The organism is Candidatus Hydrogenedentota bacterium, from assembly GCA_035450225.1.
Lineage (GTDB): Bacteria > Hydrogenedentota > Hydrogenedentia > Hydrogenedentales > SLHB01 > DSVR01.
Genome location: DAOTMJ010000015.1, coordinates 59091 through 80068 on the forward strand (window position 1 = coordinate 59091; position 20978 = coordinate 80068).

The following is a 20978-nucleotide window of genomic DNA, read 5'->3' on the forward strand; positions in this document are numbered from 1 at the left end:
GCGTTGTGCCGCACGGGACATTTTATTGAATGCCCATATAGCGCTTGATAACGGCGACGGTCTCCGTGTGACCGTTCATTTCGGCAATTTCCAAGGGGATTTTTCCCGACGAGTTCTTTACGTAAGTGTCCGCGCCCCGGGCCAGCAGCAATTCGGCGATTTCCGAGTAGCCGTTCCGTGCGGCCTCGTGCAGCGCCGTGAAACCGGCCTCATTGCGAAACGTGATGTCGGCATTCTTTTCCAGAAGCAATTTGACCATGTCGGTAAAACCGAGTGTGCATGACAGAAACAGCGGGGTTTTGCCGAGATAGAGCGTGTTCACGATACCGGGGTGTTCGTCCAAGAGACGGCGAACTTCGTCAATCTTGTTTCCAAACACGTTCGACATCAGGGCATTGTTCAACGCGGCGTGCGTGCGACCCGTTTCTTCCTCCTTGGCCTGCAGGTTATCCAACTGGTCAATCGTTCCCCGGACGATGCCGACATTGCTCTTGGCGCCCTTCGATCGCAGGAACTCGACGACTTCCGATCGGTTTTTCGAGAGGGCGCGATCCAGTGGAGTCTTGCCGCGGCGATCGGATGCGTTGATATCGGCGCCGAGCACCAGCAAGAGTTCGACGACATCCTTGTGCCCGCAGTATGCCGCCTCGTGGAGGGCGGTCATGCCCTCGAAATTTTTCTCGGTCGCGGCAATGTCCGCGCCGTGGCCAAGAAGCAATTCAACGATGACGCGCCGCCCCTGCCGGGCGGCGATGTGCAACGGCGCAAGACCCTGTTCGCGCATGTTGGCCAGATCGGGACAATCTTCAAGAAATCGCTTGACGCCGGCCACGTCCCCGCTGTTGAGGGCGGCGCTGAAGGCGCTTTCGGTGGCCGGACGCAACAATGCGGCCACTTCATCGTTGTTCGAGTCCTGTGCGATTTTCAAGGGCGTGCGCCCCTCGCTGTTGCGCAGGTTGACATTGGCGCCCCGGGACATCAGCAGTTTGACCATGCGCACATGACCCTGTTCCGCCGCAATATGCAAGGGCGTGAATCCGTTGATGTCTGCGGCGTTGATATCGGCGCCTTCGCCGATGAACACCTGCACGGGGCCCCAATGGCCGTCCCAGGCCGCCGCGTGAATCGGAGAACGCCCGTTGCGATCTTTGGCGTTGATGTCGGCGCCGTTGGCCACCAGCAACTTAACCAATTGCACGTCTCCGCGTTGCGCGGCGATGTGAAGCGGCGTTCGTTGTGAAATGTCGGCTGCGGTGGGATTGGCCCCGTGTGCCAGCAGGAGTTCGCCGATGCCGAGACATCCCTTTTCCGCGGCCGAATGCAGCGGAGTCCATTGGTTTTGATCGATCGCATTGGGATCGGCGCCCTTGTTGAGCAGAATATCCACAAGATCCGGGTGCATGGCTTGGGCGGCCACATGCAGCGGAATCTGGCCGATGTTGTCTTTGGCATGGATGGATGCATTTCGTTCGAGCAAGACTTTTACCGCGCGGCTTTGATCCTTTTCGAAAGCGCTGAAAAGCGGGGTGCGCTCGTTGCCGTCACGGGCTTCGATGTCGGCCCCCTTGTCCAACAGAAGGGTCACGAGATAATCCTGACCTGCGGCCGCGGCTACGTGGAGTGCGGTCGTTCCGTACTTGGTTTTTCCTTCCAGGACGGCCCCTTTTTCCAAGAGATATTCCACCACGGCAATACGATCGGGATTCGGTTCCGGTTCGACTTTTTGCACCCGGCTTTGATTCCAGATGTGGCGCGGCTTGATCCGGTCCTCCATGACGGCAGTATGCAGCGGGCTTTCGCCCCGCTTGTTTCGGGCATTGACGTCGGCGCCGCGTTCAACGAGCCGGGCCACGGCGTCCTTTCGGGCCTCGCGGGCCGCGACATGCAGCGCCGTCCATCCCAGTTTGTCGCCGTTTTCGACCGTCGCGCCCGTGTCGCACAAAAGTTCCACCATGTCGGCGAGTCCCGCTTCCGCGGCCACATGGAGGGGGGTGCGGCCCTTGTTGTCCGTCGAGAAGACGACCGCCCCGTTGTCAATCAAAAAGGCGGCCATGTCCTTTTGGGCGGCCTGTACCGCCACATGGAGCGGCGTGAATCCGTCTTTTCGCTTGGCGTTGATGTCGGCGCCCAGCGAAAGCAACAAGGGGACAAGTTCGCGGTCGCCGTTTTTCGCCTTGATATGAAGGATACTGTCGCCGGTGGCAAAAATTCGCTGGCCGATGTCGGCTCCCCGTTCGACAAACAGTTTCACCACTTCGCCGTGATTGTGCAGCGCCGCGATGAAGAGCGGGGAATTTCCTTCCACGTCCACCTGGGCGGGATCGACGCCCGCGTCGAGCAGGTATTCGGCGATTTCCTTATGGCCGAACATGGCGGCGGTATGGAGCGGGGTGCGTTTGATGGCGTTTTGTTCCGTGGCGGCGGACGGCTTGTTTCCGACGATTTCTTTCAGCGCGGCGAGATCACCGTAGGCGGCGGCGGCTTCGGCGGAAACATCCGCCCCGAATTCGCGCAGCAGTTTTGCCGCATCGTATTGCTTGGCCTGCATGGCGATCATGACCGGCAGCGACAGCTTGTTTTCGTCCGCGTCGAGATCCAATCGAGCACCGTAGTCCAGCAACAGTTCAAGCATGGGCAGATTGCCGGCCTCCGCTGCGCAATGAACCGCCGTATATCCTCGCGGATCCCGTCCGTCCAAGTCTTCCAGACGCAAAATATGGTTTTCGGCATCCGCCAAATCGCCTGCCTTTACCGCCTCGACCAACGTAGGATATTTGGGAGGCGGCAAATTGTCCGGAGGGGTGGCCGGCCGTGTTTTGGATGGCATGCGTGGTGGTTTTGTGAGCAGGGTCGGCGTGGGAAGCGCAAGCCCTTCGTCGCCGGATTCCGTAGGGGCGGGCGCTTGTGGTTGAAAAGGCGTCTGTACCGGATTGAAGAACTCCGGCAGCGTGCCCGTCGCCGGAGTTGCTCCCAAGGGAAGAAGGCCCGTTGTGGGGCCCTGGGGACCCGAGAGAGGGGCGGTCGGCGGTTGGGCAGCGCCGGCTGCGCCTAGCGGAATGAAGACGGAGCCGTCTCCACCGCCCGGGAATTGAATATCCTTGACCCAGTTCATGTTTGCCGGCGGGGTAGACGAGCCGGTCGGTGGCGTTATGGATGGAAAGGCCGGCGCGGGTGGCGCAGGCGCAAGGGGAATCGGGGACTCCGGGAGAGTGGCTGGGGGCGCGCTCGTAACGGGGGCCGGTTCCGCTTGCGCGGGTTCGGGAAGGGCCGGCGATGTTTCCACGGGATTTTCGGGCGCGGATTCCGCTGGCGTTTCCGTGATTTTCGGTTCAGAAAGGGGCGCAGGGGCAGCTTCTGTCCGGATCTCCGAAAATGGTTCGGGTACAGATTCGACAGCCGGAGCAGGCGCGGGAGTTTCGGCCGCCGGGGGAACCCGCGTTTCCGCAGGCGCCGGTGTGGGATGAATGGGCGGCGATTCCGGCGTTTCCGTGGGCAAAGGTTCTTCGCCGACACGGACTTGCAACACCTGGATGCTGGTCAATGCGCCGGGAGCGCCGGGAATTTGGATATCCTTCAACCAATCCATCGGTTGTTGCGTGGATTGCTCCGTCTGGTCTGTCTGCGCGAAGAGGAGGGGGGGTAATAGGATCCCCGCACATCCCAGCGCAAGAAGCGCAGACAGCCGCCGGGATTTCCAAAAGGCGCTTCGTGCCTTCATGCCAATCATCCTTGTGCCTCCGTGGCGTCGTGCCATATCGGTGATTTCTTTGGTCCGCTTTGTGCGGACAAATGGTTTCCCATCAGGGTAACGAATTGCGCGGCCCGTCCGGCGACATGAGAGGCCGAAGGCCGGCTCCAACTTGACAAATCATTTTGGTTTTCCTGTCCCACGCAATACAGCGGACGGCGAAAGGCGGGGTTTTTCCTGCAATAAGCACGGATGGATTCCAGCGAAGCGCCGGATCCGGCTAATGCCTCCTCGAATTCCCGTTCGCAGACCTGTCTGGCCTCGTCAAGCGCCGATTGCAGGCGACTGTAGGCATGTACGGCGCCATCGCCCGATGTTTCTATCGAAACGAAGTGAACCGAACGGCCCTGCCGGGCGCAGTAGGCCGCGACGGCCGGTTGCACGCCGTCGGATTGGGTCGAGGGAAGGCATCCGAAAGGTTTTACACTTATGACCAGATGGGCTTTCCGGTACAAGGCGCAATAGAGGGTCTTGCCGATTTCCATGTGGCCCTCGCCTCCGACAATGTGCGTGTTGAAAAAGGGCCTTGCCAGTTTACGCAGCATTGCCTGCGGAATTTGAGGATGCGGGACGCCTCGCAGCGCTCGGCGCATCCGTTCGTAGTCGCGGTTCAACAGCCATGCCGTCAGACGCAAAACGGCCACGCCTTTCCAGTCGGCCGCGCGCGACCGTGCCGCGGTGTCCCTGGTCTGCTTGGTCGTGCCGCCGCGTCCATGGCGAAAACGTTGCGCCGCGACGTCAATCAGGTAATTGACCCATGTCATGACCGGTTCGGCGGCCACTTCCGCGCCTTCGGATTCGAGAAACTCGAACAGGCGGTAATTGCCGTCGCCTTCGGTAAGTTGCGCCCAAAACTCGCCGGTGACTTTGCAAAGGGGCTTCGGGCGCGTGAAATCCACTTCGATTTCGCGATCAATCAATTCCGCGCAGCGTGCGAGCGCACTTACAAGCGTGTCGTCGAACAACCGGTGCGCAATACATCGCGCCGAATCGCGATCCAGCCCCGGGATTCGGCGACACAGCGCGCCTCCTATCAGCGCCGTCAGCCAGCGCCCGCGTGTTGGCGCGGCCATGGTCTGCCTGCGAAGCGCATCGCATACGATTTTCATCACTTTCCCAAACGTGCGTTCCGTTTGTCCGGGGACGATTTCATACGGACGGATGCGCATGGCAAGGTCGTTGAGCAGATCCCCCACCATGAGGCATGTGATGAAGCGTTCAGCGAACCGGGCGTTGAGCGGAATCGCGTCCTCCTCGCCGGACTGTTTCAGGCCGCCTTTCTCTTGGAACAAAATGACCCGGAATCCTTCGAATCCGCTGTTGCGCAGTGCAAGCCCGAATTCCTCCTCGTACATGCCAAACCGGCACGGGCCGCACGATCCCGCCGTGACGAATACATAGGCATCGTTGATTTCGCGCGGCGTAAGACCGGTTTCGTCCCGCAACCGGCGCAAGCGGTTTACCAGTGCGCCAATGGTGAAATAGGCCGGGTTGCACATGCCCGGGTTGCCCAGTTCGCGCCCGGTTCGATAATCCGCATTCGTCGGCGTGGGCAGGGCTTCCGATCGGTAGCCGAGCGGCGCGAACGCCGCGCCCAGCAACACGCCGTGCCGCTCCGTCAACCCGCCGTACAAGACGGTGACGCGATCCCGTTCCGCGCGCGTGAAAGGACGGCATTCGCTCCTTCGGTAATGTGCAGCATGTGTTTGATTTGCTTGCCCTTCCATCATGCGGGAATGATGCCATATTGCCCCGTTTCGGAACAATGACGCCATATCCCCTTGTCTTCTTTTCCTGGCCTCATTGCTGTCCAAAAGAATTGTAAAAAACCACAAAACCGCAAGGAGCCACGTTTTACCTTTTTATTCCGTTCATCGGTTCGATATCTGCGACTATCTGCGTCATCTGCGGAAAATCACATGATCCACAGATGACGCAGATATACGCAGATGGAAAACAGGGCACGGATATTCGGGCCAGGCGATTCCGAACTCAAATCCGCATGTCAGAGCGGCCCAAAATACGATTGATCGGGAACACTTCTTCTTCATCGCGAAGAAAAGGTGTCCCAAGAACGCTTTCCCGGAAAAAACGTTGTCTATTTACTCAAAATGGCTTTCTGCAAGCCGACATTTGGACAGAGATGTCCTGGCCGAAAAAAGCACGCCTAATCCGGAAAAATCTTTTATTGCCGCCGGACGGGCCTTTTCAAGTATGATGAGGGTGTGCGCGGCATGCGCGAATGATTCGGCCACAAACGGAGGGAGAGTTCGATATGAACAAGACACCGGTATCACGCAGGGATTTTTTGGCGGCGTCAAGCCTGGCGCTGGGCGCGGGAGCGATGTGGCACGGTTCGGCCATGGGCGCCAACGACCGTATCAACATCGGCATGATCGGTACGGGCGAACGCGCCGGGTCGCACATCGGCGATCTGGGCAAATTGCAGGAATCGCACAATGTGCGCATCACGGCGGTTTGCGACGTGTGGCGGCTCAACCGGGAAGCCGCGGCGGCGAGGGTCAAGAAATTGTTTGGCAAGAAGCCCTTCGAGACGTCGCGCTTTGGCGAAGTGCTCGCGCGGAGCGACGTGGATGCGGTGGTCATCTCGACGCCGGATTTTGGGCATACGCCGATTATGATCGAGGCGTTGAAGGCCGGCAAGGATGTATACGTTGAAAAGCCCATGTCGCTGACGATCGAGGAAGCGAATGAAGCGTTGGATCTCGCGCGGAAAAACGACCGGGTCGTCCAGGCGGGCACGCAGCGCCGCAGCGAGGGCTGCTGGAAGGCCGCGCGCGCCTTTATCGCGTCGGGCAAACTCGGCCAAGTCACGCGAATCTCAGCGGCGAACAATGTGAACGAGCCGCGCTGGGCGCGCAAGTTCGACGATTGCAAGGAAGAAGATGTGGATTGGGACGCCTATTTGTTCAACCGGCCCAAGGTCCCGTTCGATCCGCGCCTGTTGCGCCGCTGGCACTTGTACAAGATGTGCACAAACGGGATTTCAGGTCTTTGGATGAGCCATCTCGTGGATGCCGCCGCAATCCTTATGAATGCGTCCTATCCGAACAGCGCCGTCGCGCTGGGCGGTCTCTACATGTGGAAAGACGGCCGGGAGCATACGGATGTCTTCCATGCTTTGCTCGATTATCCGGAAGGATTCTTGTTCGATTGGTGCATGGGCCTGACGAATTCAGCGGGGAATCATTACACCGTTCACGGTCGTAACGGCACGCTGGAGCCGGAGAAACTGGCTTATTCCGGAGACGGCGGGGCCGGTGATCAAAAACTCGGGGAGGGCAAACTCGACCCCGTGCCGAATGAAGACCATGTGGCCAACTGGGTTGACTGCATGCGCTCGCGAAAACGGCCCAATGCGGACATTGAATTTGGCCATCAGCATGCCGCCGCGACGATCATGGCCGCCAACGCGCTCGAGACCGGCCAACGGATGCGGTATGACCGCGAAAAGCGAACGATTTATCCCGGTTGACAAACCGGACAAGCCGTAACGGGAACGGGCAGGATTCGGAATCGGGAGGCGGCATGGAAACGCAGGCAGCGGTGCGGTTTCTTCAGGAACGCGTGGCGCTTTTCGATGGCTTTGACGCCGGGCGCTTGGGCGCGCTTGTCGAAAATTCACGTTTTGTTTCCTTTGAAGAGAACGAATCAATCATCGAATTCGGCGAGGAAGGACGCTTCCTTGGCATTCTATTCGACGGCGAGGCCGAAATATCGGTCATGAACGATGCGGGCGACCGTCGCACGCTGGCCCTGCTCGAGCCGGGTAATCTGTTCGGCGAGATATCGCTCATGACCGGGGGCAAAACCATTGCCGATGTCATTGGCAAGACCCGTTGCCGGGCACTGCTCGTCCCGCAGGAGGCGTTCGCGCGGCTTATCGCCGTCAGTCCGTCCGCCATTCAATACTTGTCGCGGCTTATTATTGATCGTACCCGCGCATCGGCCTACGAGGAGCAGAAGTCGCAGCTGAATGCTGCCGCGTTGCGCCGCAGCGAAGATCCCTATGGCCTGCGTCTTGCCACGGACAAGCCGATGAAACTCCTTGTGGTCAACTGCGGTAGTTCGTCGCTTAAGTACAATCTGTTCGACACAACGGACGAGGCGGGCAATGCACATGGCGTCATCGAGCGCATTGGCCAGGAAGGCACGCGGCATCGCCGTCATTCCGCGCGGGGCGACGACGAGACGGCGTTGCGGGCCGCCGGTCACGGGGAAGCCTTTGCAGCCATGATCGAAGCGCTCACCGCGCCGGATACGGGCGTGCTCAAGTCGCTCGACGAAGTGTCGGCGGTGGGCCATCGCGTCGTTCACGGCGGCGGACGGTACAGCCATCAGGAAATCATCACGGACGAGGTTCTCGCCGAAATCGAGAAGGCGTCCGCGCTCGCGCCGCTGCACAATCCCGTCAACCTGATCGGCATTCGCGAAGCGATGCGCCTTTTCCCAAATATCCCGCATGTGGCGGTTTTCGACACCGCCTTCCATCTCACCATGCCGCCCTATGCCTTCCTGTACGGCCTTCCCTACGAGTATTTCGAGACGAAGGGCATTCGCCGTTACGGTTTTCATGGCGCCTCGCACAAATACGTCGCCATGAAGGCCGCCGAATTTCTCAAGCGGCCGTTCAATGAACTCGAAACCATCGTGTGCCACCTCGGAAACGGCGCATCGGTGTGCGCGGTGGATCACGGGCGATCGGTGGACACTTCGATGGGCATGACGCCCGCCGAGGGATTGATCATGGGCACCCGTTGCGGCGACATTGATCCCGCCGTCCTGATTCACCTCATGAAAACCGAGGGCCTTGACGCGGCCGGTCTTGAAAGCCTGATTACCCGGGAAGGCGGTCTCAAGGGCCTTTCGGGCATCTCGAATGACATGCGCGAGATCGAAGCGGCCGCCGATCAGGGCGATCACCGCGCCCTGCTCGCTCTCAGAACCTTCAGTTATCGCGTGCGCAAATATATCGGTGCGTACGCGGCGGCCATGGGCGGACTTGACGCGCTTGTCTTCACGGGCGGCATCGGACAAGGCAGCGTTGGTGTGCGAAGCCTTGCCTGCCAACATCTTGCCGGTATGGGCATCCGCATTGACGAGCGGAAAAACCGGGAAGCCGACGGATTCACGCGTGTCTGCGACATCGGCGCAGACGATTCACGTGTCCGGATTCTGGTCATTCCAACCGATGAAGAACGCATGATCGCACGGGAAACCCTGCGCGCCATCGAACGCCGGTACGTTACCGAAATCATCCGGGCCCAGAGGCCCATGCCGGTCCCCATCGAGGTTTCGGCCCACCACGTACATCTCGCCGGGGAACATGTCGAGGCGCTGTTCGGCCAAGGCCGCACCCTTACGCCGAAAAGCGATCTATCGCAGCCCGGACAATTCGCGTGCGAGGAACGTGTGGATCTCGTGGGACCCAAGGGCCGCGTGGCGGGCGTGCGTGTGCTGGGTCCTGTCCGTTCCGAAACCCAAGTCGAAATCGCCCTGACCGAGCAATTCAAACTCGGCATTGACGCGCCCATTCGCGAATCCGGGGATTTGCGCGGAAGCCCGGGTGTGAAACTGGAGGGTCCCAACGGATCCGTTGAACTGGAGCAGGGCGTCATCTGTGCGCTACGGCACATCCACATGACCCCCGAAGACGCCTTACGCATGGGATTACGCGACAAGGACGTGGTCTGCGTGCGCGTGGAGGGCAAACGTGAACTCGTCTTTGGCGATGTGCTCGTCCGCGTTAGCCCGAATTACCGCCTTGCGATGCACATAGACACCGACGAGGCCAACGCGGCCCACATCGGCGCCGGTGCGACGGGGTTCGTGGACGCCATCCAGAGCAGGCGATGACGCAGTGGCGGGCGCGTGTTTTACGGCCTTGAACCCCAAGACGACATGGCCTATCATAAGCGTGTAAACCGGTGGCATGGGATCCAAAAAAGCCGGGCGCGTGCGCCCGATGCTGGGGAGTAGCCGATCGATGAGTCAGAAAATTCGTATCGAATTATCCATCATGATGTTCATCCAGTTCTTCATCTGGGGCGCGTGGGCCGTCACGATGGGAACCTACCTCGGCAAGATCGGCTTTACGGGCGCGGACATTGGCAAGGCGTACAGCACGACGGCGTGGGCGGCCGTGTTGTCTCCGTTTTTCATTGGGATGGTCGCCGACCGTTTTTTCCCGGCGCAAATCGTGCTGGGCGTGATGCACCTGCTTGGCGCGGGGTTGATGTTCTGGGCCTCCACCGTCACGACGCCCGGCCTGTTCTTTTGGGTGCTGCTCGGCTATGCGTTGTGCTACATGCCGACGCTGGCATTGGTCAATGCGATTTCATTCCATCAGATGACCGATCCCGCCAAGGAATTTCCCTCGGTTCGCGTGCTTGGCACACTTGGCTGGATTGCCGTGGGGTGGGTGATCAGCCTGATGAAGGTCGAAGACACGGCACTGCCGCTGCAAATCGCGGCGGGCGCTTCCTTGCTGATGGGCCTGTATTCCTTCGCGTTGCCCCATACGCCGCCGAAGTCCGCCGGAAAGAAAATTTCCGTCAGCCAGATTCTGGGTTTGCCGGCGCTCAAACTGATGAAGGAGCCGTCCTTTGCGGTGTTCGTCGTCAGTTCGTTGCTTATCTGCATTCCGCTTGCTTTTTATTATAGTTTCTGCAATCCGTTCCTGAACGAAAAGGGCATGCCGTATCCGGCGCTCAACCAGTCGCTGGGCCAGGTGTCCGAGGTCCTCTTCATGATCGTCATGCCATTCTTCTTTGTCCGGCTGGGCGTCAAGAAAATGTTGCTGATCGGCATGCTGGCATGGGCGGTCCGTTACGCGTGTTTTGCCTATGGCGCGGCGACGATGCCGTTGATGGGCCTTTATTACATCGGCATCATTCTGCACGGCATCTGCTACGACTTCTTCTTTGTGACCGGCCAACTTTATGTGGACAAGAAAGCGCCGGAGGAAATCCGCGCGAACGCGCAGGGTTTCATTGCGCTGGTAACGTATGGCGCGGGCATGATTATCGGATCGAATCTTTCAGGCATGATTGTGGACAAGTTTACGACGTTGGATGCGGCCGGAACGCTGGTGGCGCGCAATTGGCAGTCCATTTGGCTGATTCCGGGCGGCATGGCGCTGGTCATCGTGGTGTTGTTTGCCCTGCTCTTCCATGAGCGGAACGGCGCCAAGGCGGAGAAGGCGTAAAGCTGAGTTGGCGAGAGCAAAGGACGAAAAGGACACAAAGGACACAAAGGGCTTTCGTTGTCGGTGAGGAGTCCTTTTGGTCCCTTTCGTCCCTTTCGTCCTTGGGCGTCCGGCCTTGAAGGCGCCCGTTCCAGCGAGAACGGCAGGGAAGGAATGGTCTTATGAAAGCGGCAATCAACCAATGGGCATTTCCGAATGACATGCCCGCGCAGGAAGCGCTGGATCGTGTGAAGCGCGCGGGGTTCGATGCGTTCGAGATCTGCGGCGGGCCCGGCGGGCCGGTCAAACTCGATGCGACCGAGGCCGAAATGGCCGCGATTCGGCGACATGCGGATTCGATTGGCATTGGGTTGACCAGCGTCGCGTCGGGCGTCGGCTGGGACTATTCGCTGTCGTCGCCCGATCCGGCGATGCGGGAAAAGGGCAAGGAAGCGATTGCCCGGCTGCTTCAAATCGCGAAATGGCTGGGTGTGGATACCCTCCTGACGGTGCCGGGCGCAGTAACGCCGGACATATCGTATGACGCGGCAATCGAAAACGCGCTCGATGCCATCCAAGGTCTCGTACCCGTGGCGGAGCGCCTCGGCGTGTGCATCGCCATCGAAAACGTTTGGAACAAGTTCTTGTTGAGTCCCGTCGAGATGCGCGATTTCATAGACCAATTCCAGAGCCCACAGGTCGGCGCGTATTTCGACACGGGAAACATCGTGGCATACGGCTATCCGGAGCAGTGGATACGCATTTTGGGCGATCGGATTCGGATGGTTCACGCGAAAGACTTTCGGGCCTCGACCGGCAACATGGACGGCTTTGTGATGTTGCTTGAAGGAAACGTGAATTGGCCGGCTGTGATGGCGGCGTTTCGCGAAATCGGTTACGACAAGGCGCTCGTCGCGGAATACGGCCCATACTCGCATTCGCTCGACGCGATGCTCGCGCATGTACGCACAAGCCTTGGGACGATTATCGAACTTTGAAACAGCCGTGACCCGAAGGGCATAAAGGCCAAAAGGACCTGAAGGATTAGGAAGACACTGCAGGGTGGGTGACGCGAAGCGGAACCCACCAAATGATTGGGGAGTCGTGAGAAATGAATGTGGCGATAGTCGGATGCAACGGAATGGGCCGTCATCACGCACGGATGGCGGCGAATTGCGGGTTGCGCATCGTGGTGTGCGCGGACGTCCAGAAGCCCATTGCACGGGCGCTGGCGGATGCCCATGGGGCGGATTCGATGACCGATTGCCTCGCGGCGGTGGAGCGGCGCGACGTGGACATTGTCGCCGTCACGACCCCAACCCCGACGCATACGTTTTACGTCGCGGCCGCCGCGAGGGCCGGCAAGCACATTTTCTGCGAAAAACCGTTCGGGCGCACGGTCGAACAATGCCGGGAGGCCATGGCCGCCGTGCAAAAGGCCGGCGTCAAACTGTTCGTCGGGCATGTGGTGCGGTATTTCCAGGAATTCGAGGCGATGCGCGCACAAGTCGAGGCCGGTAAGGTCGGCAAGCCCGGTTTCGTGAAATTGTACCGGGGCGGAATCTTTCCGACGGGCGTAAACGGCTGGTTTCGCGATTATTCCCAGAGCGGCGGCGTCGCGTTCGACAGCATGATTCATGACCTCGATTGGCTGCGCTACGTTTTCGGCGAGCCGGAACGTATCTTCTGCCAGGCCATCCAGCGCAGCACGCCGGAACATCTTGACTATGCCATGGCGACCGTTCGCATGAAGAGCGGGCTGATCGCGAAAGTCATCGGAACATGGGCCCATCCATCCGGTTTCCGTGTCGAGGCGGAAATATGCGGCGACAAGGGCATGATTCAGTTCAATAGCGACGAGGCGCCGTTGTTTGTGGCGCGACGCAACACGGGAGGGGGCGGGCCGGGCATGATCGTGCCGGCCAGCCCGGTGCCGGTCAGTCCCTACGAACTCGAGTGGCGTGATTTTCTGTCATGGATTGAAGGCAAGTCCGCCGCGCGCGTGACGCCGGAAGACGGACTCGCGGCCGTCCGGATGGCCGCCGCCGCGCTCAAGTCAGTCGAATCCGGCAAACCGGTCAATCTCTAGGGAGGATGCCGTCATGGCCAAAGTCGGAATTATGAGTTTCGCCCACATGCACGCCTATAGTTACGCGGCGTGTCTAAATGAACTTCCCGAAGCGGCGCTCGTAGCCGTCTGGGACGATGACACGAAGCGCGGGCGCGCCGCCGCCCGCCAGTTTGGCGCGGCGTTTGTCGCAAACATGGACGCGTTTCTCGCGTCGGACATTGATGCGGTGATTGTGACGTCCGAGAACGTGCGGCATCGCGAAATGGTCGAAAAGGCCGCCGCCGCGGGCAAATGGATTTTGAGCGAAAAGCCGCTTTCGCCGGACGTTTCGGATTGCCGCGCGATGATCGCCGCGTGCAAGAAGGCGAAAGTGGGTCTTGGTACGGCGTTCCCCTGCCGGTATTCGCCGCCGCTCATGGAAGTGAAGCGAATGGTATCCTCGGGAGACTACGGCGCCATCTATGCGGTGTCCTGCACGAACAACGGACAATTTCCCGGCGGCTGGTTTGCGAGGCAGGCCATGGCCGGCGGGGGTGCGACGATGGATCACACAGTGCACGTTGCCGATGCCCTGCGCTGGATTACCGGAAAGGAGTTCACGAAGGTCTATTGCGAAAACGGTAATCTGCTGCGCGAAGGCATTGACACCGACGACATCGGCAGCCTTCACATGGAGATGGAAGGCGGAATTCAAGTTTCGCATATCGCGTCATGGAATCGCTCGAAAAGTTTTCCGACATGGGGTGACGTGACGCTTGAAATTGTCGCCGAAAAAGGTATCATCCGCGTGGACGCGTTCAATCAGAAGATCAACGTCTATAATGACGAGGCCGTGCGGGCGGAATGGGCCTACTGGGGCGGCAATCCCGATTTGGGACTTGTACGCGACTTCGTCGTGGCCTGTGACGAACGCCGCGAACCCGCTGTCACGGGTCTCGATGGCCTGCGCGCGGTCGAAGTGACCGTCGCGGCCTACAAGAGCGCGGCATCCAATCGCGTGGCCGCCGTGTGAGGCGGACAGGAGCACAGGAGATCGGATGATGAAACATATACAACGGGTTACGATTCCGCGGATGGCTGTCGAATACAAGGCCGAGGTCTACAAACAGGACTCGTTTTTCGCGCCGTTTGTCGCGGCCGGCAAACTGGTGGCGCTTGTCGCGGGGGCGGTCTTCGGCCTTTCGTCGCTGCTTTCCGGATTCCGAACCGAATTGTAACGCCCTTGCCCGAATATAAAGGAAATGGCCGGAAGAAATCGGATCTTCCGGCCCATTTCTCAGCGACCTCTTGCGCCATTGAGATCACAAAAAATGATGGCAGCCCGCTGGGCGCGGGGCATTGCCGGCGTCAGGCCAAGGCGGATTTTCCCGAGGATGCCTTGTCGCGGTGATCGCTTTCATACACCAGCAGCGGGTCTTCGTGATTGAGTATCACTCCGGGCGTGATGACGCATTCGCGCACGTCGTTGCGCGAGGGCACGTCGAACATGACGTCGAGCATGATTTCTTCCAGAATGGATCGCAATCCGCGGGCGCCGGTGTTCTTGGCAATGGCGACATCCGCGATGGCCTCGATGGTCTCATCCGGAAAACGAAGTTTGACCTTTTCGAGTTCGAGCAGTTTTTCGTACTGCTTGACAAGGGCGTTTTTGGGTTCGACCAGAATGCGGATCAGGTCGTTTCGATTGAGTTCGTGCAAGGTTGCCACCACCGGCAGACGTCCGATGAATTCGGGGATCAGACCGTATTTGATGAGATCTTCCGGTTCGACCTGCTCGAGCAGTTCGCCGATGTTGCGCTCGTTTTTCGGACGAATATCGGCGTTGAAACCGATTACGTTGGTGCGGGTCCGCCGTTCGATCACCTTGTCCAGTCCGTTGAACGCGCCCCCGCAGATAAAAAGGATGTTTTGGGTGTTGACCGAGATGCATTCCTGCTGCGGGTGCTTGCGGCCGCCCTGCGGGGGAACGTTGGCGACGGTGCCTTCGAGGATTTTGAGCAGCGCCTGTTGCACCCCTTCACCGGAAACATCGCGTGTAATCGAGGGACTGTCGCTCTTGCGGGCGATTTTGTCTATCTCGTCAATGTAGACGATGCCGGTCTCGGCGCGGGTCGGATCGAATTCCGACGCCTGCAAGAGTTTGAGAATGACATTTTCGACGTCGTCGCCCACATAGCCGGCCTCGGTCAGCGTGGTCGCGTCCACGATCGCGAACGGCACATCGAGCATCCGGGCCAGACTCTCCGCCAACAACGTCTTGCCGCAGCCCGAGGGGCCGATCAACATGAGATTCGACTTCTGAATCTCGACCCCGCCGATGACGCCCCCCGCCGCAATGCGCTTGTAATGATTGTGCACGGCCACCGAAAGAATGCGTTTTGCGTGTTCCTGACCGATCACATACTGATCGAGAAACGACTTAATCTCACCGGGCGTCGGCACCTTTACCGAACGCTTGACCTTGCGCTGGTTGCGTTCCTCGGCCACAATCTCCGAGCAGAGATTGACGCATTCGTCGCAGATGTTTACATCGGGACCCGCGATGAGCTTATTGACTTCGTCGTGGCGCTTGCCACAAAAAGAACATGCGGGAATCTCGTTGCGCCGATTTGGAGGCATTCGATTCTCCTTCTACCAATGGAACTATCGGTCATGGTATAGCACTTTTCGGCGTTTTTGTCAAGAGTTTTCTTTCCGCCGATTACCGTAACCGCCTATATTGTGCCAGCCGACGGGGTTGCCCGTCAAGAAAGATTCGGGCATCCACAATCTGCACGCTACGGGAAGTCGGCATCCTTGCCGACCGGTATTTACGCAAAGCCCCTCTGATTTTGCCGGTCAACCCGAAGTGGCGCGCGAGGACATGCGCCACTCCCAACCATCAAGAGCCTCGCGATCATGTCTCTTCTACTGAAACGCGGCCGGTACGGCATGAAACGCACACAGACGCATCTTACGTGCGGACCGCGGACAATCCCGCTTTCCATGAAATGGGATCCCCGCCGTGGGCGAGAAGTTGCATCAATTTGACACGTCCAGTTCGTTCCGCAAATACTGCTGCCTCAATCAGGCAACCGGCAAGGAGGAATGGCGCCATGACGGATTTCACGAATGGCAATGGACGCGTACCCACGCTTCATGTGGTGGGTGATTCAATTCCGCAGGCCTATTTTCGGGCCATGAAAGCCGTTTGGGAAAACGGTTTGGCCATCCGGACGGAATACGACCGCAAGGACAATTCCGGTTCGTATATTGATCCGCCGAGCCGCGATGCCCGCGTTTTGATTGAAGTGAAGGATCCGTTTGCGCAACCGCGTTTTCCTCCGATTTCGTTTTGCGAAATTGGCGTATATATCGCCGAAATCATGGGACTCAAGGATTACCGGGTCGTTCCGTTCGACAAGCTTCGCGAGGCGGTTCATGGGGAATTGTCGGCGCAGGAATGGCCGTACACCTATCATCAGCGACTTTTCGCGCATCCCTGCTCGGATGGTTCGACGCTTGATCAGATGGCCTTGGCGATCGAACGCGTTGTAAAGACCCCTCATTCCCGCCGGGCGGTTGCCTCGACCGCCGTGCCGACAGTGGACCCGTTTTTACGGGAGGATATCCCATGCCTTCGCGAGGTCCAATTGCGTTGCCCGGAAGACGCGGACGGACGTCTTGTATTGAATATGAACACGATGTGGCGATCCCGCGATCTCTACAAGGCATGGGGGGACAACGTCATTGCGATTACTTTCCTGCAGCAGACGATTGCGCGGACAATCGCGGCGGCTTCCGGGCGGGAGGTTCGCGTGGGCAGTTATGCGGACTACAGCGGCGCGCTTCACATCTACGGTCAGGATTTCGGCGCGGTCGGGGGCGACGCGGAGCGCGGCCTGCACAGTTTCTTCGAGACTTTCGACGAGGAGGCATTCATCGCGCGATCGCTGACCAGCGAGATGGCCCGCGACATGCTTGTGCTACCGCAACTTCAAAACCTGCTGACGGATCGTCAGCGGGAACAATGGGGATTTCCTCCTGAATCCATTGCGCTGCTCGAATCGCTGATTCGCGACATCGAAAACGGCGATTGCATGGTGTAGCGGCAGGCAATTGAAACAGTGGATGGTTCCAGACGGGGTTGTTGCGTTCAAGGGCGGTTGATATCGCGATTCAGACGTCGTTTGGGTGGCTTTTCGCGAAAACGATGTAGCGGCTGGCGAAAAAATTGAAGATGAGACCGGCCAGGATGCCCATAATCGAAGCGATCTGCGGAATGAGGGCGGGCCAGAGCGACAACGCGCCGAGCGTTACGCCGTAATTGACCACGGCGCCGACCGAGCTGGCCGCGATAAAGCCGAACATTTGCCGCCAAAACGGCCCGCGGCCGGCATAGGAAAACGTGAAGCGGCGGTTGAGCAGGAAATTCGTGATCATCGAAACAAGGATGGCCACGGCCACGGCCGCCTTGAGGGGAACCCCGGCCCATAACTCTACGGTGAGCACGGCCAGGTTGACGACCGTGCCGGAAAGACCGACCAGCCCGAATTGAACGAAATGCGACCAGTTGCCATAACGGTAGGTATAGAGCCGCCGGACGTGTTCGAGATAGCGCAATTGTTCCTTGAACGAAAGTTTGCTTTCACCGTGGGCGCGCTTGCTGAAATGGATGGGCACCTCGCAAACGTTTTTGCATCCGCACTTGATCAACAGTTCCAGGGCGATTTTGTATCCGACGGGATTCAGGGCGTCCGCCCGATCGAAGGTCTCGCGGCGTATCGCGAAAAATCCGCTCATCGGGTCCCGCACGGAGGTCAGCGGCAGGGCGAACCATGTCGCCACCCGGCTGTTTATCCAGCGAAACAGGCCCCATTGGTCGTCCGTCGAACCGCCGGGGACGTAACGCGAACCGAGCGCGAAATCATGGCCGGCATCGAGCGCCGCGATCATTTCCGGAATCTTTTCGGGCGGGTGGCTCAGGTCCGCATCCATCACAAGCAGCGTGTCGCCGCGCGCTTCGCGGAATCCGTCGAGCACCGCCGGACTGAGTCCACGATTCGCCGTCCGAACGACAACCCGGACCCAGGGTTTGTTCAGCGCGGCGACGGCCTCGACGATGCCGTCACGGCTGTCGTCGTCCATGAAAACGACTTCCAAATCAAGCGCGCAGGTCTCGCGAACGCGTTCGATACGCGCGATCAATTCCGGCACGTTGGCCGCTTCATGATACGTCGGCACGATGACGGAGAGAGTCATGGATATCCCTTGGCAGGCTGTGGTTTGAAGACTCTAGGCGGATCGACATGGAGGAAGCGGATAGGGCGGCGCGCATCATCTCTTGCCTTTCAGCCGTATCATTCACCCTTCATCCTTCTCGTCTTAGCGGTCGCGCCCGGATTCGGCCCTGAGCCTTTCGACAAACGGTGTTGAAACGGAACCGCCCGCGGCTTCGATACGGTGCAGTTCATGCCATGCCGCATTGTAATCCTTTGTATCGAATAACGCCACCATGAAGGGGCGCCATGCGCCAAGAAAAACAGGATCCGCCGCAAAGGCCTTTTCGAGATGGGCGCGGCACTCCGGAATTTTGTTCTCGATGAGATCCACAATGGCAAGGCATAGATGGGAAAGCGCATATTGGGGATCCAATCGCGCGCATTCCTCGAACGTTTTTCTCGCTTCGTCGTTCCGGCCCGAACCGAGTTGTCCGAGACCTGAAAGAAACAGATCCATTGCCTTCCGGGTCGGGGCGGGATCGCCCTTTTCCGCAAGCACTTGGGCGAGCCGCCCATAACGTATGCCCAGATCCGGATTCAACTCGCCGGCACGCCGAAGCGGCGCGACCGCCGTATCGAAATCATGGGCATCGGCCAACGCCATGCCCCATTCTGAATAGGCGATCGCATAGCCGGGATCATGGCGCGTGGCCTTCTCGAAAGATTCCGCGGCGGCGCGCAACTGGTTGTTCTGGCGATAGCCATAACCGTCCAGCAAGGCCCGGATCGCCGCGGCGGGTCCGGATATCTCGTTGCCCGATTCGATGGCGCGCAAGAGATTTCCATAGATGTCGCGGGTAGGCGATCCGGCCGATCCGATGCCCGGAATGCGGTGGAGGGCCTGTCGCGCCGTGTCGCGATCGCCGTGTTCGGCCAGCGCCACGGCAAGATTGCCATATCCTTCCATGAAATCCTTCGGATCGGGCGGGCTTTTGCCGTCCACGACCGGCTTGCCGGTGGCCGTGATCGCGTAGGCCAGGACATGTTCGATACCCTGAAATTCCTTTACCCTGTACCGCAGATTTCGCGCGGCCAACAGCGCGTCGAGTTGTTTGTGTGGTCCCGAATCGAAATAGTCCAACACGACCACCATCCAGACCGTCCGCTCGCAAGGACGCGACGCGTCGCCGCAACCGTAACTATTCAGCAAAAAAGCCGCCTGATCCACAAGCGTTTCGATGGTTTCGGCGGAAGATACCGGATTGGCGCAGCCTCCCATGTTGAACAGCAACACGTCCTTCCAGATGGAAACTTGCACCAAAATCGGTTCGCCGGGCTTGGCCTCGTGTTTGAGAAATCGGCCCGCCGACAGCCAGTCGGTGCGCTGAGGTCCTGGAAAAAGCATTGCGGTCTGGCAGGCCATCAGGGCCGCACACGCAATCGTTCCCGTTGTGCGCATCCAATTCCGGGGCAGCGCCGCTATCGCGCCTCCGATCAGCACGTAAAGCCCCAGCGAACTATAGACCGTGTACCGGGGAAAAATGCACGGACGCCATGCAAGGCTTGCCGCATACAGGATGATCGGCGGAAGCAGCAGGAACAGGATAAACAACAGTGTTGTCCGATCGCGCGGCATGCGTCTCGCGCCCCAGGCCAGCGCCGCGCCCGCGATCGCAAGCCATGCCAGATCGAACAACGGATGGAGCCGCGCCCATGCGCGCATTTGCGCGGAGGGGCGCATTTGGTAAGTCAGATGGATCGCATCGTCCGCAAAAACATCACCCAGGAATTCAAGAAATCCGGGTGTCTTTTGCCAGGAAGCCGTCTGTTCGGGCGACCAGAATTGGATCCCTGCGACGTATAACAGGAGCGGCGCCACCATGATCGCATGCAGGCCGCACCATACGAACAGGCGGTTGATCGGCTGCCGGTGGGCGAGCAGGAGATAAACGCCTTCGGCAAACGGCGCCAGTAATCCGAAGGTATGGCTCCACATCAGCAGGATGTTCAGGAGCACATGCGCCGCCCACCAAGGCCACTGTCCCCCGCGCAAAATTCGAAGCAGGGTGTAGAGCGAAGCGGAGGCCAGCAACGCCACCAGTCCGTACATGTGGATTTCCTGTGAAAAATGCCGATGAATCGGAGACAATGCCACGAGGGCCGCCGCCAACAGCCCCGCAACCGGGCCAAAGGCCAGCGATCCAATCGCGTACATGACCGCAATCGTCGCAATGCCGAAAGCCACCGATGCCAGGCGCAGTCCGATCGGCAAAGGACTTATGAACCGGCCCCAAAGGTATTCGAAGGCGTCGTAAACGGGCATGGTCGCCGGGTCGAGTGTATGGTTGATGCGCAAAAATGCGGGCAGGCTTGGCGCGTCGAGATACTTCAGGCTCGTGTATTCGTCCCACCACACCGATTCCGCGCGAATGCCGTACAGGCGCAATGCCAACCCGCCCAGCAGAATAATCGCCAGGATCAGGCCTGTGTGCCTTCGGGACGTTTGTTCCATGTCGCCAAGATCCGTGTTTGCCGGACAGTATAGGATATTCGGGGGCGGACAACGAATTCGGCGGGCCGGGGATGCCTCGACTCGAATGCGACATTCAGCCCCATTTCGTGCGCGAGCAAGACGAAACGCACTTACGGTCTATACAGGTTTTGAGATTTCCGGCACAACACCGGACGCAATCCCCCTGATCCCTATACGTGGCGTGTTGATGCAGCGCGGCATTCAAAGTATTATGAATT

13 protein-coding genes are annotated in these 20978 nt (G+C 59.2%); 8 read left to right on the forward strand and 5 right to left on the reverse strand.

All coding sequences use genetic code 11. The features are described from left to right. Positions 1 to 22: 22 nt before the first annotated feature. Positions 23 to 3718 carry an ankyrin repeat domain-containing protein gene (locus tag P5540_10250; protein HRT65196.1) on the reverse strand — a complete coding sequence of 1232 codons (3696 nt, stop codon included), beginning with the start codon at positions 3716 to 3718 and terminating at the stop codon, positions 23 to 25. A gap of 5 nt (positions 3719 to 3723) precedes the next feature. Further along, positions 3724 to 5478, reverse strand: coding sequence for an activator of (R)-2-hydroxyglutaryl-CoA dehydratase (locus P5540_10255; GenBank protein ID HRT65197.1), 1755 nt, complete (start codon positions 5476 to 5478; stop codon positions 3724 to 3726). A 545-nt stretch (positions 5479 to 6023) separates the two neighbouring features. On the opposite strand from P5540_10255, the gene P5540_10260 reads away from it, so the two are divergent. The 7 genes from P5540_10260 to P5540_10290 all read left to right on the forward strand — a co-directional run bounded on the left by P5540_10260 (position 6024) and on the right by P5540_10290 (position 14243). Next, a complete protein-coding gene (locus P5540_10260) occupies positions 6024 to 7244 on the forward strand; it encodes a Gfo/Idh/MocA family oxidoreductase (GenBank protein HRT65198.1) in 1221 nt (406 codons plus the stop codon). Positions 7245 to 7297: 53 nt separating this feature from the next. Then, positions 7298 to 9625: an acetate/propionate family kinase gene (locus P5540_10265; protein ID HRT65199.1), complete on the forward strand. Its 2328-nt coding sequence runs from the start codon at positions 7298 to 7300 to the stop codon at positions 9623 to 9625. A gap of 130 nt (positions 9626 to 9755) precedes the next feature. Continuing rightward, positions 9756 to 10976 (forward strand): nucleoside permease, encoded by a 1221-nt coding sequence (locus P5540_10270; GenBank protein HRT65200.1) that lies wholly within the window; start codon positions 9756 to 9758, stop codon positions 10974 to 10976. A gap of 161 nt (positions 10977 to 11137) precedes the next feature. After that, a complete protein-coding gene (locus P5540_10275; protein HRT65201.1) occupies positions 11138 to 11953 on the forward strand; it encodes a sugar phosphate isomerase/epimerase family protein in 816 nt (271 codons plus the stop codon). A gap of 113 nt (positions 11954 to 12066) precedes the next feature. Next, positions 12067 to 13044, forward strand: a complete 978-nt coding sequence (locus P5540_10280; GenBank protein ID HRT65202.1) for a Gfo/Idh/MocA family oxidoreductase — start codon at positions 12067 to 12069, stop codon at positions 13042 to 13044. Positions 13045 to 13057: 13 nt separating this feature from the next. Then, entirely contained in the window at positions 13058 to 14038 is a 981-nt protein-coding gene (locus P5540_10285; protein HRT65203.1) for a Gfo/Idh/MocA family oxidoreductase, read from the forward strand. Positions 14039 to 14063: 25 nt separating this feature from the next. Then, positions 14064 to 14243 carry a hypothetical protein gene (locus tag P5540_10290; GenBank protein ID HRT65204.1) on the forward strand — a complete coding sequence of 60 codons (180 nt, stop codon included), beginning with the start codon at positions 14064 to 14066 and terminating at the stop codon, positions 14241 to 14243. A gap of 130 nt (positions 14244 to 14373) precedes the next feature. Here the strand turns inward: P5540_10290 and clpX are convergent, their stop codons facing one another. Further along, positions 14374 to 15645, reverse strand: coding sequence for an ATP-dependent Clp protease ATP-binding subunit ClpX (gene clpX / locus P5540_10295; protein ID HRT65205.1), 1272 nt, complete (start codon positions 15643 to 15645; stop codon positions 14374 to 14376). 476 nt (positions 15646 to 16121) lie between these two features. On the opposite strand from clpX, the gene P5540_10300 reads away from it, so the two are divergent. Next, positions 16122 to 17114: a thymidylate synthase gene (locus P5540_10300; protein HRT65206.1), complete on the forward strand. Its 993-nt coding sequence runs from the start codon at positions 16122 to 16124 to the stop codon at positions 17112 to 17114. A 70-nt stretch (positions 17115 to 17184) separates the two neighbouring features. Here the strand turns inward: P5540_10300 and P5540_10305 are convergent, their stop codons facing one another. Together P5540_10305 and P5540_10310 are read right to left on the reverse strand one after the other, a co-directional pair. Further along, on the reverse strand, positions 17185 to 18267 hold the full coding sequence (locus tag P5540_10305) for a glycosyltransferase family 2 protein (GenBank protein HRT65207.1): 1083 nt from the start codon (positions 18265 to 18267) through the stop codon (positions 17185 to 17187). Positions 18268 to 18390: 123 nt separating this feature from the next. Beyond that, complete coding sequence (locus P5540_10310; GenBank protein ID HRT65208.1) at positions 18391 to 20739, reverse strand: glycosyltransferase family 39 protein; 2349 nt, start codon at positions 20737 to 20739, stop codon at positions 18391 to 18393. Between the last annotated feature and the right edge of the window lie 239 nt (positions 20740 to 20978).

What these genes read in the sequence shown, in the direction of transcription:
- P5540_10285 (HRT65203.1), top strand. Translation starts at nt 13,058, where the DNA reads ATGGCCAAAGTCGGAATTATGAGTTTCGCCCACATGCACGCCTATAGT.
- P5540_10265 (HRT65199.1), top strand. Translation starts at nt 7,298, where the DNA reads ATGGAAACGCAGGCAGCGGTGCGGTTTCTTCAGGAACGCGTGGCGCTT.
- P5540_10275 (HRT65201.1), top strand. Translation starts at nt 11,138, where the DNA reads ATGAAAGCGGCAATCAACCAATGGGCATTTCCGAATGACATGCCCGCG.
- P5540_10290 (HRT65204.1), top strand. Translation starts at nt 14,064, where the DNA reads ATGATGAAACATATACAACGGGTTACGATTCCGCGGATGGCTGTCGAA.
- P5540_10300 (HRT65206.1), top strand. Translation starts at nt 16,122, where the DNA reads ATGACGGATTTCACGAATGGCAATGGACGCGTACCCACGCTTCATGTG.
- P5540_10260 (HRT65198.1), top strand. Translation starts at nt 6,024, where the DNA reads ATGAACAAGACACCGGTATCACGCAGGGATTTTTTGGCGGCGTCAAGC.
- P5540_10305 (HRT65207.1), bottom strand. Translation starts at nt 18,267, where the DNA reads ATGACTCTCTCCGTCATCGTGCCGACGTATCATGAAGCGGCCAACGTG.
- P5540_10270 (HRT65200.1), top strand. Translation starts at nt 9,756, where the DNA reads ATGAGTCAGAAAATTCGTATCGAATTATCCATCATGATGTTCATCCAG.
- P5540_10280 (HRT65202.1), top strand. Translation starts at nt 12,067, where the DNA reads ATGAATGTGGCGATAGTCGGATGCAACGGAATGGGCCGTCATCACGCA.
- clpX (HRT65205.1), bottom strand. Translation starts at nt 15,645, where the DNA reads ATGCCTCCAAATCGGCGCAACGAGATTCCCGCATGTTCTTTTTGTGGC.
- P5540_10310 (HRT65208.1), bottom strand. Translation starts at nt 20,739, where the DNA reads ATGGAACAAACGTCCCGAAGGCACACAGGCCTGATCCTGGCGATTATT.
- P5540_10250 (HRT65196.1), bottom strand. Translation starts at nt 3,718, where the DNA reads ATGAAGGCACGAAGCGCCTTTTGGAAATCCCGGCGGCTGTCTGCGCTT.
- P5540_10255 (HRT65197.1), bottom strand. Translation starts at nt 5,478, where the DNA reads ATGATGGAAGGGCAAGCAAATCAAACACATGCTGCACATTACCGAAGG.